Origin of the sequence: Jidongwangia harbinensis (genome assembly GCF_020216025.1) — a bacterium.
Taxonomy (GTDB): domain Bacteria; phylum Actinomycetota; class Actinomycetes; order Mycobacteriales; family Micromonosporaceae; genus Actinoplanes; species Actinoplanes harbinensis.
Genome location: NZ_JAIWNC010000023.1, coordinates 81,336 through 97,353, shown reverse-complemented (window position 1 = coordinate 97,353; position 16,018 = coordinate 81,336). Strand labels below are relative to the sequence as shown.

Below are 16,018 nucleotides of genomic sequence, written 5' to 3'. Positions count from 1 at the left end.
GACGACCGTTTCCGATAGACCTGGACCGGATCCGTCGCCGCCTGTCGATTTTCGAGGGCGTCTGCACGGGATGTCCGTACTTCTCTGCGCGTCTGGATGGAGGCGGGCTCCCATGCTGTACCGGCGAGATCCCGCCCGGGACGGTCTAAGGCGTGTTTCATAAGCGCCTGGACACCCAGGTCTACTCCGATGCGTACGTGCTGGTTTGGGCCGACGGTGACCTGGACCTGGTCAAAAACTGCGCCGGCGATCAGGTGTCGCCCGTAAAATGCAGGCCCGTCCACTCCGCCGCGGCAACACGGCGCATTTGGCGAATGCCCGGTCCGCTGACGGCGCCGGAAGGCCGGTGACTACCCACCGCGACGGTGGCGCTGATCCGGTCGATCAGGTAGATCCAGTTCACGGCGAGATTGCCGGCCTCGGTGAGGCTGAATTTCAGCGGCTGGTGGCGTTCATCCGTTGGGCTGCGATCAACACCATAATCCGCCGCCTCGACCGGCGGCTGCCGTGCATGCCCCGTCGGGCAGCAACATGCACCGCGGCGACCCGCCAAAACGACAGACCCGACGCCCACCGAACCCGCCTCAATCGGTGGCGAGAAGTGCCGATGCCGCCAAAGTGATAGCGATCTTGCGCACCAGGAACCTTAACCTCTCGCTCACAAGTCGGACGTTTAAGCGAGTATGGCATGTGCGAGCAATTCTCGCCGAGTCGAGAAATCCTTTCCGCAACGTGTCGCATCGCAAATTGCTGCTGGCATGCGAGAAAGTTTTACATCATTCGAGTGAAAGGCCTTGACATTACGCCAGGCGTCGGTGCTGAATGGCGGCAAAGCAAGGCACGGCGGGTTCAGCGGGCTTGGGACCTCGGGGTGTTGGCGCACGGGCCCCGACACCCCTGGTGCACGGCGCCAACGACTCATAAGCCTTTCTCGTTTGCTGTGATGTTGACCGATTCGATTGTCCGATGAGGAGTTCTCGATGGCCACGGTCCTGCTTCGGGTGCCGATCGAAGAAGATGGTGAGGTTGAGATCGAGATCGAGGTCGAATCGCGAGATGTGGGCGCGGACGATGTCGAGCTTACGTCTAGTGATGGTCGTCGTACTTTCCGTGCTGCCCATTCGCTTTCGACGTCGATTAATCGCTTGCTGCCCGCTGTTGGAACGATCATTTCGAAGGTGCGTGAGCATGAGAATTCGCCTGACCGAGTGGCCGTGGAGATCGGCGTGAAACTGGGCGGAGAGACCGGAGTAATTCTCACCAAAGGCACCGCCGAGGCGACCTTGAAGGTGACCATGAATTGGGATCGTCCGGGCGATGACACCTGAGCATTCCGTTGCACGGGTGCTCGGGAGAGATCAGAAGCCGGTAGGCCTTGCCTTCGTGGTCGGAGAGCGGCAATTGCTGACGGCCGCGCATGTAGTCAACGCCGCGCTGGGGCGACCGCAGCGCACAACTGAGGAACCAGACCGGGACGCCTATCTCCTGATCGAGTTCCCGTTCGGCGGTGTCGGCGAGGAAATGCCGGTCTGCCGGGCGGCAGTCGCGGCATGGGGCCCGGCGGGAGGGGCCGACCTCCTCACGCACGACTGCGCCGGCCTCGTCCTGAAGCAGCCCAAGCCCGTCGGCACGCCGCCACTGGCCCTCGTTCTCGACGATCCGCCACCGCGAGCGGCCGTACAGATGTGGGGCCCGTCGCCTGACCGACATGCTCCGGGGCATGTCGGTGGCGAACTGATGGGAGACATCGACAAGGGTCGGATCCAGGTCGATCAAGTGATCAGAGGCGCGTTCGCGGTCGGTGCCGGGTTCAGCGGAGGACCGGTCTGGCTGATCGGCACGGGTGAGGTGGCAGGCATCCTGCACGCGGCCGGTGGGGACGGAACCGATGTCTATGTGGTCCGTGCCGATGTCGCCGTCGACATGTGGCCGGACCAGCTCTATCGCCCGCCAGCGTCGCCGTATCCAGGTCTGCGTTCCTTCGAGGTGGGTGATGCCGAACGCTTCTTCGGCCGGGAAACCTTCGTCGGCACTCTGCTCGCCGACGCGGAAAAACGACCGCTGCTGGCGATCATGGGTGCCTCCGGCAGCGGAAAGTCGTCGGTGCTGGCCGCCGGCCTCGTCGCCGGGCTCCGACGGACGGCCTCTCAGGTCGAGCTGTTCGTCCGCCCAGGTGACCGGGTCGTGACGGCGATCGCGGCCGCGATGGGCCGGGTATCGGGTCACGCTGACACTGACCGCTGGCGGAGGAGCCTGGCCACCTTGGGCTTAGCAGGCGCGTTGGCGGAACTCGCTGTGCTCACCGGACACGAGCGCGCTGTGCTGGTTGTGGACCAGCTCGAGCAAGCTTTGTCGCACCGCCACGATGAACGGGAGCTCGAACTTTTCATCGGCATGATCGGTGATCTTGTTGAGGCAGAGCGCGACCAGGCCGCAGTGATCGCGCTCGGGGTACGCGACGACTTCTATGGCCGTTTCGTCACCTTGGAAACCCGACTCGGCGGCTACCTGCAGCGGAACGCGCGTCCGTTGCGGCAGATGAATGAGACGGAACTGCGATCCGCGATCGTAGGCCCGGCCGAGCTTGCGAACTCCCGGAAGAAGATCCGGCTCGACGATCGGCTGGTCGCTCAGATCGTCAAGGACTTCGCCGGCCAGGCCGGCGACTTGCCACTGGTCCAGTTCACGCTGCGTCAGCTATGGGCCCAGCGAAACGAGGAGCTCACGCTCGAATCGTACGTTGACATGGGTGGTCTGCGACGCGGTCTGATTCTGCATGCTGACGAGTGCCTCGCCCGGCTCACCGAAGACGAGCGGCTACGCGCGAAGCACGTCTTCTGCAGATTCACCCGCACCGACCTGGCTGGTGTCGGCCGGCCGGTGCTGCGCACCGAGCTGTCAGAGGCGGACTGGGCCGTGGTGAACAAGCTGGCCGATGCCTCCTGCCGGCTGGTCACGTTGCTCCGGGACTCCGCCACCGGTGCGGAGGCGGCCGAGATCGCGCACGAGATCCTGCTGCGCGAGTGGCCGTGCTTGGTGGCCTGGCGTGCCGACGACGCTGGGTTCCTCACCTGGCTGGACCACACCGAGCTTCGTAAGCGCGACTGGACCGAGCATGGCGACGACTTCCTGCTTCGGGGCGCCGTCCTGCAGCAGGCGGTCGTGATGGTCGCCGAACGTCCGTCCGAGACATGGCATCTGGCGGAGCTCGTCGTGCGCAGCACCGCGGCCGAGCAGCGCCGAATCGAGGCGGAAGGAGCCTCTCTACGCAGGCGGAACCGGGTGCGGCGGCTGGTCGTCATGACGCTGGTCGGCCTGCTGGTGCTGGCCACCGGTACGGCAGGGATTGCCATCCGGGAGTCCCGCCGAGCCGCCGAGCAGCAGCAGGTTGCAACGGCGCGCGGACTCGTGTTCGAGTCGGCCTTGCTTCGTGAGCCCGAGCCGGCAACCGCGCTTCGGCTCGCCGCGGCCGCTTACGCGATCACCCCGACCCGCGAGACCCGCGTCGGTCTGCTCGACACGGTGATCGACAATCGTTTCGCGGCGGCCCTTCCCGGGATCACCTCAGAGGCAGACGCAATCGCGTTCGTGCCTGATCGCCCAGTAGTGCTGGTCGGAACCGAGGATGCGACGGCCACCTTTTGGGACCTGACCGACCCGAGCCGGCCACACCCGCTGAGCACCTTCACCTCGGCCCAGCGCATCTGGTCGGCCGAATTCAGCGCCAACCATAAGATAATGCTGCTCGGTATGAACGACCGCACCGAGGTGTGGCGGCTGGACGGGCCACGGTATCGGGCCACCAGGGTTGCCCGGCTGGCTGGTTCGGCGGGACGGGCGATTCTTGACAGCTCCGGCACGGTCGCTCTGACGGCCGGTGACTCGGTCAATGATCTCCAACTGTGGAATCTGACCGATGCTCGGCACCCCCGCCGGGCCGGTCGCCTGAGGTCACCGGGTGTGCAGTCGCCAAACTACGGCCTGAGCGACGACGGCAAGCTCGCGGTTGTACAGGCTGGCGGTTTCAACGTCTGGGAGGTCACCGATCTGCAGCGGCCTCGACGGCTCGGGCGGCTCGACGAGCCCGACCCGTTCGATATGACGCTGACGGTCGCTCGGAACGGGAAGATGGTGACCGCAGGGAGCGGCGTGGTCTATGACCTGAGCAACCCCGGTAAACCGCAGCGGTACGGCGAGCTGAAGACGACCTACGAAACTCAGGACCTGGGCGGTGCGTCCGTAGCGGTGACACCCAGCGGCGACACTGCGGTGATGGCCAGCCCGGGGCAGCCCAACAGTCTTTGGGACCTTCGCGATCCCCAACATCCGAGCCGTACCGCGACGTTCGGCCGTTCTGATTCCGGCGCGGCGGTGAGCACCGACGGCCGGCTGGCGGCGACCAGCGACGGGAGCCGCGTCACGATCTGGGATCTTCGCCCGCCCGCCGCGATACCTCAGGCGGCACGAATCCCGGGTAGTTCCGACGGCGGCATCAACGAGGTGGTGCCGATCGGACCGGACCGGAAGCTGCTCCTCGCCGGGGGCCGGAGAAAAGGCGAAGCCTTGTTGTGGAACTTGACCGATCCTCGAGCACCGCGACGGGTAGGCCGGCTAAGCGTTGCACCGCAGGACATCGACAGTTTCGCGGCGGCCGCGACACAAAGTATCGTGCTAACCGGATCGCGCGGCCAAGCGACAGTGTGGGAGGTTACTAATCCGGCCCGCCCCGTGCGTCTAGGCGCCTTCGGTACAGGCATGGACGGGCCAACTTACGTCAGCGTGAGCGACGACGCACGGATGGCGGTCATCACGGCCGTCGATGCGAGCGCTTCCGAAGAGGGTAATTTCGTTGCCAGCATCACGATCTGGGATCTGAGCAATCCGGCCCGACCCGCACGGCTATCCGAACTCCAGACAGACGGTAGCCCGCTCGCGATCGCCATGGTCAGCCCGGACGCGCGGCTTGCCGCCTCCACCATGTACAACGCAGAAGCGGAATCGGATGCGGCGGTGTTCTGGGACATCAGCGAACCGACCCGCCCGCGCCGGCTGACAGGTGCACTGTCCGACGCCGCAATGCCGTTCGTTTTCGATCGCACGGGTACGAGACTGTTCACCGGCGGAAAGGAAACGAGCTATCTCTGGGACGTGCGGGATCTCGGCGATGTGCGCCGGATCGGTGCCGTGCCAAGCACGGACCCCGGGGTTGGGTCGGCGTCGTTCAGTGCTGACGGCCGCGTGCTCCTAACCGGAGGAGAAGACCAGAACGTGACCGTCTGGGATCTGTACCACCCCGAAGATCCGAAGCGACTGGCGATCCTGCGAGGGCATACAAACGCCGTTTCTTCGGTGTTCTTCGGACCCGGCGAGAAAACCGTCGTGTCCGGTAGCCCGAGCTTCGAGGTGTTCACCTGGGACGTTGGCGAGATCATGGCCCTAGCTGCCGATCCGCGCGCGAAGGCGTGTGCGATGGCGGGCCGAGGACTCGACAGGTCCGAATGGGCACACTACATTCCTGGCCTTCCGTACCGCCAGACCTGCTAGTCCAGTCGTCACGCGCCGGCGGCCGCCCTGCGCAATGCGCGTCGGCGCTCCACCTGCCGGCGTCTCCAGTCCCGCCGGTCCACCGAATCCGGATCACACCCGGCCGCTAGATCTAGACACTTTTCGGGTTGGGGGGTCCTGTTGGGCGGCGCTCTGGACAGATGTCAGGCTGACATCAACGGTGATGGCGAGCGCCCTCGGCCTCATCGCCGTCCGCACCTCGCCGTCGGCTGCCACCGCGGACCGCGCGCCGGCGGCGACGACTACGGATCGGCCGAGCCCGACCGCGAAGCCGTCCGCCAGCGAACCCTTCGACGCACATATCCGGCCGGCTGACGCACTGGCCCACGATCCCATGGCAGCACGAACCCGGGTGCTGGAAGTCGTGATCGGCCACAGCCCTTACCGAGAACAGCTTTACCTGCAGGCCACGCGGTCGAGGCCATTGGTTTCTCCCCGGAGCGCGGAGTCAGCAAGCAGTCCTCCGGCGGTTGTGGTGGGGCCGCGAGGCGCTTCCACAACGCGGTGGGGAGGGGGTTGAGCAACAAGGCAGCAAATGGTTGACCGAAGGTCTGCGTGAGTCGCCCGACGTTCTTGGACGCGGCTTGTCGCACGAGGCGCAGTTGCGCCTGTCCGCCAGCGGAGTCGCCGGTCATCTCGAGCGCGATGGTCAGACCGAGTTGGGAACGCAGCGGTTGCGGATGTGCCGGGCCGAGGATGGCCCGCTGGCCTCGTACGAGTCCCCCGGCGGCCGTCAGACGGTGCAGGGAATGCGTGTCAGTCGGTCGAATGTCCATCACGTCGCAGTCCACCCTCGACGAACGCTGTCGGTCATTGGGACGGCGTGATGTCGTTCGCTGCCCGATCAGGCGTTGACGTCATGGGGCCTTGACGCACATCGATGCGCTTGGTAGTCACTCAGTTACGTGCGTGCCGTCGGGTGGTGCGTCGACTGACACGGGGGATCACGTTGACAAGGTCCTTGCGCGTCCGCCTGCTCTCTGTCGGAGCGGGGGCGGTCGCCGCAGTGGTTGTTGCTTCGAGCGCGCCGGCGTTTGCCGTCGCGGGTGGACAGGCGGCACCGGCCGAACGGTATTCGTTCGTCGCCAAGTTGGACGTCGGCGACGGCGTGCAGGCGTGCAGTGGTGCCCTGGTCGCGGCTGAGTGGGTGCTGACGGCGGCTGCGTGCCTGGAGACCGGTGCCGGTGCCGCTGCTGCCGGCCGCCCGGTGGTGCCGGTGACCGCGTCGCTGGGTCGGGGCGACTTGCCGAGCGCGGGCGGTCAGGTGCGGTCGGTGGTGCAGGTGGTGCCGCACGCGACGCGGGGCGTGCTGTTGGCGCGGCTGGCGGCGCCGGTGCGCGGCGTCACACCGGTGGCCCTGGCGAGTGCGCCGGCCGCGGTGGACTCGACGGTCCGTGTGGCCGGTTACGGGCGTACCCAGCAGGACTGGCTGCCCGCGGCGGCGCACAGCGCCGAGTTCACGGTCCGAGAGGTGTCCGAGGCGGAGTTGACCGTCGGTGGCGACGCCGTCGGTGTGTGCCGCGGTGACGCCGGTGGGCCGGCGTTACAGGAGGCCGCGGACGGGCCGCTGCTGACCGGCGTCATCAACACGTCGTGGCCGGGTGGGTGTCTGGATGAGACGGAGCCGGAGCGGGAAGCGACCGCGATCCGGGTGGACGACCTCGGCGACTGGGTCCGGCAGAGCGTCGTGACGGGCGAGCCGGTGGGCCGGTGGGACATGAGCGAGATGTCGGGAACCACTCTGGGCGACAGTACGGTGGCCGGGCCCGCGCACCCGGCGTCGGTGTCCGGGGCGGCGTTGGGGCAGAGCGGGCGCATTCCCGGTGGTGAGACTGCGGTGCGGTTCGACGGTGTCAACGACGGTGCGGCGACGGTAGACCCGGTGGTCGACACGGCCGGTGACTACACCGTGTCGGCCTGGGTGCGGCCGACGGTGCTGAGTGCGGTGAATTCCAATGTTGTGTCCGTCGATGGCGCCCGCACGAGCATGTTCGGGCTGGGTAAGAACACCGCCAACAAGTGGGTCTTCTGGACGCACTCGGCCGATACGGACGGCGGTGGTGCCTTGGCGCAGGCCGCGGCGGCCACGGGCCCGAAGGTCGGCGTCTGGACGCACCTCGCCGGCGTGTTCACCGTGGCGGACCGCAGCTTGGCGCTCTACGTCGACGGCGCGCTCGCCGCGACGGCCACCATGTCGGTCGCGCCGTGGACCGCGGGCGGGGCGTTTGCGATCGGCCGCGGCCGGTGGGTGGGTGCGAACGCCTACTTCTGGGCCGGTGACATTGCCGAGGTGAAGGCCTGGAACAGGGCGTTGACTCGCGGCCAGATGCCGTCGATGGCCAATGCCGCGACCGGTCGGTGGGCGATGCAGGATCGGGCACCGGACTCCTCCGGCTACGACCGGCACCTCACCTCGGTCGGCCGGGTGCTGTACACCGACGGGCGCCTGCGCCGGGCTGCCTCGTTTGGCGGCGTCGATCAGGTCCTGACCGGCCCGGCCGCGGTACGCACCGATCAGTCGTACTCGGTGTCCGCGTGGGTGCGGGCCGACCGGCTGACCGCCACCAACACTAACGCCGTGTCGCAGGACGGCACCCGGACGAGCATGTTTGGACTTGGCAAGAACACCGCCAACCGATGGACCTTCTGGCTGCATACTGCCGATTCCGACTCCGGCGGGTCGTTGGTGCAGATCGTCGCCGCGATCGGCCCGGTCGTCGGCGTCTGGGCGCACCTGACCGGGGTGTACGACGCGGCGGGCCAGCGCATCATCTTGTACGTCAACGGCGAGGCTGCCGGAGCGGCGAGCGTGGCGACGGTGTGGCCGGCTACCAGCCGGTTCGTCATCGGCGGCGGCCGGTGGAAGGGCGCGGACGATTACCGGTGGTCGGGCAGCGTTGATGAGGTACACACCGTGCAAGGCGTCCTGACCTCCGTCGAGGTACGCGACCTGTACCAGCGCCAGGTCGCCGCTGCGGCGGTGCCTGTGCGCCAGGTCGCTTCCGAACCCGCCCCCGTATTCGCGCTAGAGGACTTCTCGTATCCCGGTGAGGCGAAGTTCCTGGCCACGCTTGGGATTCGGTTGATCGCCGGCGACGGCCGCATTCGCATGGTCGACTGCGCCACACCGGTCGAGGGGGACATCGGATTGCTGCGGGTGAGCACCACCGCATTGGTGGGAGTGAACGGCAGAGGGAGGTTTTGCTTCCGGGTGTCCGCCCCGACTGGGGTTCTGGAGCTGGAAGTGCCGGCCGTTTACGAGATTCGTGGTGATGGGCTGCGTTCCGGTGCCGGGCACCGTGTGACGGCGGACCTGGAGTCCGAGGACGGCAGGAAGTTGTCAGTGGTCGTCGATCCGGACGGCAGTACGCCGGTCGGAGAGGGTGAGGAGGACTCGTCGACGACGTTGTTGCGGCTGCGGGCGACGGGATGAGGTTCGGGATGCGGGGGATGACGATGGCGCGCAGGGTGTTCCGGGTACGCGGTATGGCGCTCGCTGCCGCCGCGGCCGTGGCGATCAACTTGGTCTGGGTTCCTCCGGCGGCTCAGGCGGCGGACCCGGTCGCACCGGTCGACCGCGACGCGGTCGTGCGGATGTGGAAGAACGGGGGAACGCTGCTTGCCCCGGCCGCCGAACGGGCCTTGCTCGGCTCCGACGACGACGTGCGGGCGTTCCTGGACCGGGCGGAGACGCTGCAGGCGGTGGACGACCGGCTGACGGTGACCCGCATGCTGGCCAGGGGTGGCCCTGCGGTGCGGTCTGCCGCGCAGAGGGCGCTCGACAGCGACGATGTGCGCGGTTTCCTCACGACGGGGTGGCAGGAGGCCACTCGCACGGACGCACGTGTGCGGGTCAATCAACTCCTTGCGGCCGGTGGCCCGACTGTGCGCGTGGCGGCGCAGAAGGCGCTCGACGCGGACACCGCCATCCTGCCGGACCCCGACCCGGACGACCTTGCCGACATCGAGGGAATTAACGATGTCGATGTCGAACCCGCGGGGCCGCTGGACACCTTCCTGGCGTCGGGATGGCGCACGCCGTTCGAAACCGATCAGCGGCTCAAGGTCGTGCAGATCCTGGCCAAGGCTCCTGAAAACTCCAACGTCCGGCGCTTGGCGCAGCGGGCACTCGACGCGGACGACACCGATGCCCTGACGTACTTCCTCGACACTCAGCACGCTGTCGCGGCTGCCCGCGACGACGAGGCGACCACCATTTCCGACTTGGTCAGCGTCGCGCAGCGAGCCAGCGCGGACGCTGCAGTGTTTACCCGAACCGCCAAGGAGAAGGCGGCTCAGGCGGCGACGTCCGCGGCGGCCTCCAAGGGAGCCGCCCAAGACGCGCTGGCGGCCATGGAGGCCGCCAAGGGCAACGCCGAAAAGGCCGCCGACGCGGCTGCCCGAGCCGCCGACGCCGCGAGTAAGGCCGCGGACGCGGCTGCACAGGCGATTGACGCCGCGCACGAGGCCGTGGCCGCGTCCCGGGCGGCCGCGGCGGCGGCCTCGCGAGCGGCGGCTACCGCCGCGATGACCCGCAATGCCGCCAACCGGGCCTACAAAGCGGCCGCGGACGCGGCCGTCAACGAGGACAAGAGCGCGGCTGCCCGGGCTCTGGCGGAGAACGCGCGGGTCACCGCGAAACTGTCGCAGGACGCCGCCTACGCCGTGGGCCGCACCGAAGAGGCCGCCCGCGAGGCGATCAACGCCGCTCGGGCGTCGACCGCCGCGAGCATCGACTCCGCCAACGCCGTCAACGCCGCCCAGCAAGCCCTCGCGTTGGCCCGGGCCACCGGCGCCAACGTACGCGAGGCTGAGGCAGCGGCGCACCGAGCCCGTAACCGGGCCGCGCGTGCGAACCGGGCCGCGGCCGCATCCTTGCGATTCGCGGAGGCGGCGTTGCAGGGCGCCGGTAACGCCCGCGTCGCTGCGGAAGCCGCGGCGGTCGACGCCAACGCCGCTGCGGCGGCCGCCCTGCAAGCGGCCGACCACGCTGGTGACGCCACGCGCGCCGCGCAGGCCTCGACCGACGCCGCCGCTGCCGCGTCGAAGGCAGCCGAACAGGCGGTGACCGCCGCCAACAACGCCTACAAGGTGTACGAGGTCGCACGTGCCGCCGAGGCCGATCGACTGGCCGTGGCAGCCGAGGAGGGAGCTGAGGCCGCCCGCACCGAACTGGCCGCCTACGAGGCCTATCAGGCCCGCGCCGAGTGGGACGCGCAGGAAGCCACGAAACGCAGCGCCGAGACCAACCGGCTCATCGCCGAGGTGCGCAACCCGGTAACGGACCCCGCCGTGGCCGTGCTCAGCGCCCGTAAGGTGGCGCTCACTCTCAGCCAGACCGCCGGCCCCGCCACTCAGCAGGAGGCCCTCGCCGCGCTCGGCGGCACGGACGACGACGTTGTGGAGTTCATCCGTGTCGGCGTCGACGTGGCCGCGGCCCGTGACGATCGGGCCACCGTGACCACACTGCTGCAGACCGGCACACCGGGTATGCAACTGGCCGCCAAGGCCGCCCTCGACTCCTCCGATGCCGAGGTCGCACGGTTCCTGCGCGAGCAGGACTATCCCCAGCGGTCCACCGACGACCGCCTCTCGGTCGTCCGGATTCTCAGCAAGGCGCAGGAGGCGGACAACGTCGCCACCGCGCGGCAGGCGCAGGAGGCCCTCGACGGTTCCGACGAGGACCTCCGTGCGTTCCTGTCCACCGGCCAGTTCCATGCGGCTTACCACGACGACCGGATCAAGGCCAACCGGATGCTGGCCGACCCGGAAAGTGGCCCGGAACTCAAAGCGGCCGCGCAGAACGCGTTGGACGGCGCCCCCGGCTCTTTGCACACCTTCGTCACCACCGGCTGGTACACCGCCGCGCAGAACGACGCCGACGCTGACGTCCACAACCAGGAGATGCTCGCGCTGCTCGCCCGCGGGCTCAGCGCGGCGACGACCGCCACCCAACACGCCGAGCAGGCCCAGGCCGTGGCTGCCCGCGCACGCGGCTGGGCCGAGCAGGCCCAACAGTGGGCGGACAAGGCCGTCAGATCCGCGGAGAACGCCGTCCGGTACGCCAACCAGGCCGACGAAGCCGCACGTAAGGCCGAGAACTCCGCGATCGAGGCTGTCAGTTCCGCGCGTACCGCGGCGCGGGCCGCCGACGTGGCGAACAAGGCAGCGGCCGACGCGAACCAGTCCGCCGCCGCCGCCCGCGACTCTTACGAACAGGCCAAACGCGACGCCGGCCGGGCCGTCAGCGCCGCGAAACGAGCCCAGGCATCGGCATTGGCCGCCGGCAGAAACGCCGCGGAAGCTCGCGCCGCCTACCGAGCCGCCGAGAAAATCACCAGCGACATGATCGCCTCCGAACGGCGACAGGCACTGGATCAGCAGTTCATCGACTGCTACAAGGGCTCCTGGCACACCCCGGATCTGTTGAAGAACTGCCGCAAGGTCTTCGACCCCGCGGACATCAAACTCGCCCGGGCCACGCTGAACAAGCAGTTCTGCAACAAGTTCGCCCAGATTGACAGCACCTACTACCGCAGCTGCGTCGCCGACACGTTCAACCCGAACTTCATGACGAACCGGTCCTGGGACCTCCTCGTCGCCGGCGGGCTCCTCTTCAGCGCCTGGTTGACCGTGTCGGCCGCGACCGGCCTCGCCGTCGAACTACTCGCCCTCGGCGCCGCCTGCGCCGCGCTGTGCGCCACCGCCCTGTCCATCGCCGGCGGCGCCGAAGTCAGCATGGGCATCGGCGGCCTCTACGGAGCATGGGTCGAAGGCTCCCTCATCGGCTCCGCCGCCGGCGGCGTCAGCGGCGGCACGGCTGGTATGGGACTACTCAAGGGGACCCTCAACCGCATCCGTATCCCCGCCGTCATCGAGCGGGTCATCGTCCCCCGCAAGGCCATCGACGCCAACCTCGCCCGCAGCGTGGTGAACCGACCGTGCACCGGCCCTGCCGGTGCACTCACCGCCGCCACAGGCATGAGCCGGTCGGCTATGACACCCAACCCGGCCGGGTGCGAAATCGGGCGATGGGTCGACTATTTCGACACCGCCGACGACCTCGTCCGGGCCGTACACCACCGACGCCTCACCGACCCAAGCGGTCTCGCGAAGGGTGGCAACTACGCAGCAGCTGAACTGTCCAATGGCAGAATCATTACGGCAAGGTCTGACAACGACGAGCACGCCGAGATATATCTGATCCAGATGGCCGAAGGGGTTCGCATCCTGCGCCTGTATTCGGAGCGCGCTCCCTGCGCCACGAGCGGTTGCCAGAAAGCAATCGAGAGGCTCGGATACCCCGTAGAGGTGACTTGGTCCTTCGAATGGAACCACGCCGACGTTGCGAGGCGAAACGCAATTAGGAAAGAAACAACCGCCGCCCTCAAGAAGGCGATCCGACAACTTATGCTGCTACGGTAGGATCTCACCGTGCCTGTGACAGATAGTGAGTTTGATAATGCCGGAGGCGGGTTGTCCTTCGAACTCGTCAGCGTGCCGGCGGAACCGGACGTACCACCGTGGCTGGCTGAACGACTCCGCCAGCCTGGAGTACCACGAAACCTCATCCGCAAGAGGTATCTGGCCGGCGAAACCGCGCGACGGATCGGCGGCGGCAGCGACCTGGTCTCCTTCGGCGGTCCTGCACTGGCACCTATCCGGATGTGTGTGGATCTCGAAACTGGAAGTGTGGTAACCGCCTTCGTCCCCGATGGTCGCAGAGGAGCACACGTCAACGCGACGCTGGACCACTTCTCCGAATGCATCCGAGCTGTTCAAACCATGTTCCCGTTCTATTCGCCCCCTGATTTTGAAGACTGGGACGAGGCCGCCGACCGGGTCCGGTTGGCGATCTCGACCATCGACGAAACGGCTTTCGGAATCGGGGAGGAAACGTATTGGGAAGCTTTCTTCTACGACGTCCAGATGGGTACCTTCGACCCCGAAATGTCTGATCAAGGGGAATAATAAGGCACTCGTTCGGACGTGCTATCGAAGAGCTTGACTAACCGTCGAGATGACGAGGACGTTGCCATAGAGCGACCGCAACAGAGCGGAACAGGCTCGACCCGATCGCCCTAGCTACCGCGGACAGCGCCCATGCCTGCTGGTACTGGTCGGTGATCGAGCGGGGTCACCGTCTCGGCCCCGTCGGGATCGCCGGCGGCGCCACTCGCCCTAGTTGCCGCACACAGCGCCTGCGCCTGCCGGTCCGGGTCGGTGATCGAGCGGGCCATGGCTTCGGCTCGGTTGTCCACCGTGATCAACGACAGGCCAGGCCATTGAACTTGGGGAACTGCGGGCACTCATCTGCTTTCTGACGTACGGCCTGACCAGTGTGGAGCGGCGCGTCTCGAACCGGGCGGCGAGGTCTCCTGCGCCTCGCCCTGGGCGACGGTCAGGACCGCCGGCTCTACCGGCCGCGCGGCGGCGTTCACCCTGGTCGGGTCATCGACGCGCAGGGGCCGCTCCACCGGCGTGGCCGCCCACGTCCACACCACCTTCTGACCCGCACGCCCGGACCGGGTCCGTCATTGACCGGGACGCCCACCGGCACGATCCAGGGCCCGCGGGTTCGTCTACGATGCGCCGGTGATTCTCCGCCGGTTGCTGATCTTCGTGGTGCTCCTGCAGATTCTTCCGCTCGCCGCGTGCTCGGAGCCCAGCAGTCCCGCACCCGCCGTCACGAAACCCTTCGACGCCATGGCCGCGCTCGCCGCGTCGACGAGCGGCATCGACACCGGCTCGTACCGGTTCGTCGTGAACGCGAAGGACGTGATTACGAGGGGCCTGCTGCACGCGCCGAGCGGCACTGCGGACCTCACCTCGCTCGAGACGACGAAGGACGCCCGGGCCTGGCACCGGGCTCGGATCGTCGGCGGCAAGCGATACCTCAAGACGGAACTCCAGGGCGGCAAGTGGGACGACCTGCTCGGGAGGTTGGAGGAGCTGGAGGAAGCCCTCGGCCCCACCCGGAAGAAGCAGGCCGCGGCGGTCCGGGAGGTGCACGACTTCGCCAGCGGCAAGTACTGGCGGCCGCCGGTGGTCGTCGCGTCCACACCCACGACCGGGCCTAACTTCACGGACCCCGACGCGGTCGGGATGAAACGTCTCCTCAGCCGCGTCCGTACCGCCCAGGGCAGCCCAGTGATCGTCCACGGCACCCTCGACGCCACCGGCCTGGCGGAGGACCCGACGATGATCGGTGCAATGGCACGCCGGTACCCGCTGTCCGGTGCCGTGCACGCGATGCCGTTCCGCGCCACCCTCGACTCCCACGACCGTATCCACACGGTGAACGTGATGGTGCCCGGCTCGGCCGAGCCGTGGACCATCGAGGCAAATGACTACGGCGGCGTGCGGGCGCAGGTGCCCCCGGCGGCCGACGAGGTCCGGAAACCCTCCGCGTTGGCGCAGAAGCTGCTGGGCGACGGTGGACTCGCCACCTGACGTCCCGCCGCCCCCACCGCATGATGCGGGCCGGTTACGGGCACGCCGACCCGAGCACCACCGACGGGACCACGCGGGCAAGCAAGGCCACGTCGACTACGTTGCGACGCTGATGCCTGGCCGGGTGGTTCGACACCAGCCCGATCGACGGGGGCTGCGCCAGCGTGCAGGCGCCCGCCGAGCAGATCGGCGCGAGCGCTTTGTTCAAGACCGGGAAGGATCTGCGGGCGAGACTCGGGCATGAGATCGTTCACTCCGGCCCTGGGCCGTTCGGCTCCGACCCGCTTCTATGACCACGTCGCGCCACGTCCCGCGACGTGATCGCCGACGTGGGCTGCGGCACCGGATCACTGGCGTTGCTGCCGGCCCGCGGTAAGCCGCTGGCCCGGATCGTCGGTTTCGACCCCGATGCCGAAGTGCTGGCGCTGGCCCGGCCCCAGAACCTCAGCTCGAGCGGGCGTGGGTGACCGGCCGGGGTGAAGCGGTGGCTGAGCTGCTGGGCCCGGCTTCGGTGGACACCGTCGTTTCGAGCCTCGAGCTCCATCAGTGCCCGCTCGCGGTCACGTGGGCGATGCTGGCATCGATGGCCCGGGCGCTGCGGCCGGGCGGGCACCTGGTCATCACCGATAGCGGCCTGCAGCGGACCAGGTTGATGCGTACGGCGTTCTGCACGGTCCAGATCCCGGATGGCCGGTTCCTACTGACATTTGCACCTCGGACTCTCCTGCGTGACGGGAGTGCTCGGTAGAGCGTTCAGGCGATCCCAGACCACTACTCGGTGGAGGGAACGGTCAGACGTCGTCGTCCCGACCGCTCGGGTCGGCCTCGAACAGCGCGTCGAGATCGACGTCGTAGCCGTCGCCGAGACCGTCGATCATCGCGGCGAAGTGCGCGAAGGCGCGGAGTCGGCCAGCGCGGTGACGCTGAGGACTTACGAGTGAGTGGGACGTGATCCGACACGTGCGCGGGAAATGGCCCGGCAGGTGAGCGCGGTGCTGCG

9 protein-coding genes are annotated in these 16,018 nt (G+C 67.9%); 8 read left to right on the top strand and 1 reads right to left on the bottom strand.

The annotated features are described in order from the left end of the window. Positions 1–250 precede the first annotated feature (250 nt). Positions 251–574 carry a hypothetical protein gene (locus LDL48_RS26210; RefSeq protein ID WP_225257882.1) on the bottom strand — a complete coding sequence of 108 codons (324 nt, stop codon included), beginning with the start codon at positions 572–574 and terminating at the stop codon, positions 251–253. A 406-nt stretch (positions 575–980) separates the two neighbouring features. On the opposite strand from LDL48_RS26210, the gene LDL48_RS26205 reads away from it, so the two are divergent. The 8 genes from LDL48_RS26205 to LDL48_RS43690 all read left to right on the top strand — a co-directional run bounded on the left by LDL48_RS26205 (position 981) and on the right by LDL48_RS43690 (position 15,766). Next, positions 981–1,328, top strand: coding sequence for a CU044_2847 family protein (locus LDL48_RS26205; RefSeq protein ID WP_225257881.1), 348 nt, complete (start codon positions 981–983; stop codon positions 1,326–1,328). Next, positions 1,318–5,544, top strand: a complete 4,227-nt coding sequence (locus tag LDL48_RS26200) for an nSTAND1 domain-containing NTPase (protein ID WP_225257880.1) — start codon at positions 1,318–1,320, stop codon at positions 5,542–5,544. Before LDL48_RS26205 ends, LDL48_RS26200 begins: the two co-directional genes overlap by 11 nt. 982 nt (positions 5,545–6,526) lie before the next feature. Next, positions 6,527–8,998: a LamG-like jellyroll fold domain-containing protein gene (locus LDL48_RS26195; protein WP_225257879.1), complete on the top strand. Its 2,472-nt coding sequence runs from the start codon at positions 6,527–6,529 to the stop codon at positions 8,996–8,998. A 17-nt stretch (positions 8,999–9,015) separates the two neighbouring features. Beyond that, entirely contained in the window at positions 9,016–12,990 is a 3,975-nt protein-coding gene (locus LDL48_RS26190) for a hypothetical protein (protein WP_225257878.1), read from the top strand. A 9-nt stretch (positions 12,991–12,999) separates the two neighbouring features. Next, a complete protein-coding gene (locus tag LDL48_RS44660) occupies positions 13,000–13,536 on the top strand; it encodes an SUKH-4 family immunity protein (RefSeq protein WP_225257877.1) in 537 nt (178 codons plus the stop codon). 624 nt (positions 13,537–14,160) lie between these two features. After that, a complete protein-coding gene (locus LDL48_RS26180) occupies positions 14,161–15,018 on the top strand; it encodes a hypothetical protein (RefSeq protein ID WP_225257876.1) in 858 nt (285 codons plus the stop codon). Between the two features lie 317 nt (positions 15,019–15,335). Further along, entirely contained in the window at positions 15,336–15,485 is a 150-nt protein-coding gene (locus tag LDL48_RS43695) for a methyltransferase domain-containing protein (RefSeq protein ID WP_308016494.1), read from the top strand. Further along, positions 15,482–15,766, top strand: a complete 285-nt coding sequence (locus tag LDL48_RS43690; RefSeq protein WP_372472200.1) for a class I SAM-dependent methyltransferase — start codon at positions 15,482–15,484, stop codon at positions 15,764–15,766. Before LDL48_RS43695 ends, LDL48_RS43690 begins: the two co-directional genes overlap by 4 nt. Positions 15,767–16,018 lie beyond the last annotated feature (252 nt).

Excerpts from the sequence above, each read along its gene's own strand:
- LDL48_RS26190 (WP_225257878.1), top strand. The coding sequence starts at position 9,016 with ATGACGATGGCGCGCAGGGTGTTCCGGGTACGCGGTATGGCGCTCGCT.
- LDL48_RS26200 (WP_225257880.1), top strand. The coding sequence starts at position 1,318 with ATGACACCTGAGCATTCCGTTGCACGGGTGCTCGGGAGAGATCAGAAG.
- LDL48_RS26205 (WP_225257881.1), top strand. The coding sequence starts at position 981 with ATGGCCACGGTCCTGCTTCGGGTGCCGATCGAAGAAGATGGTGAGGTT.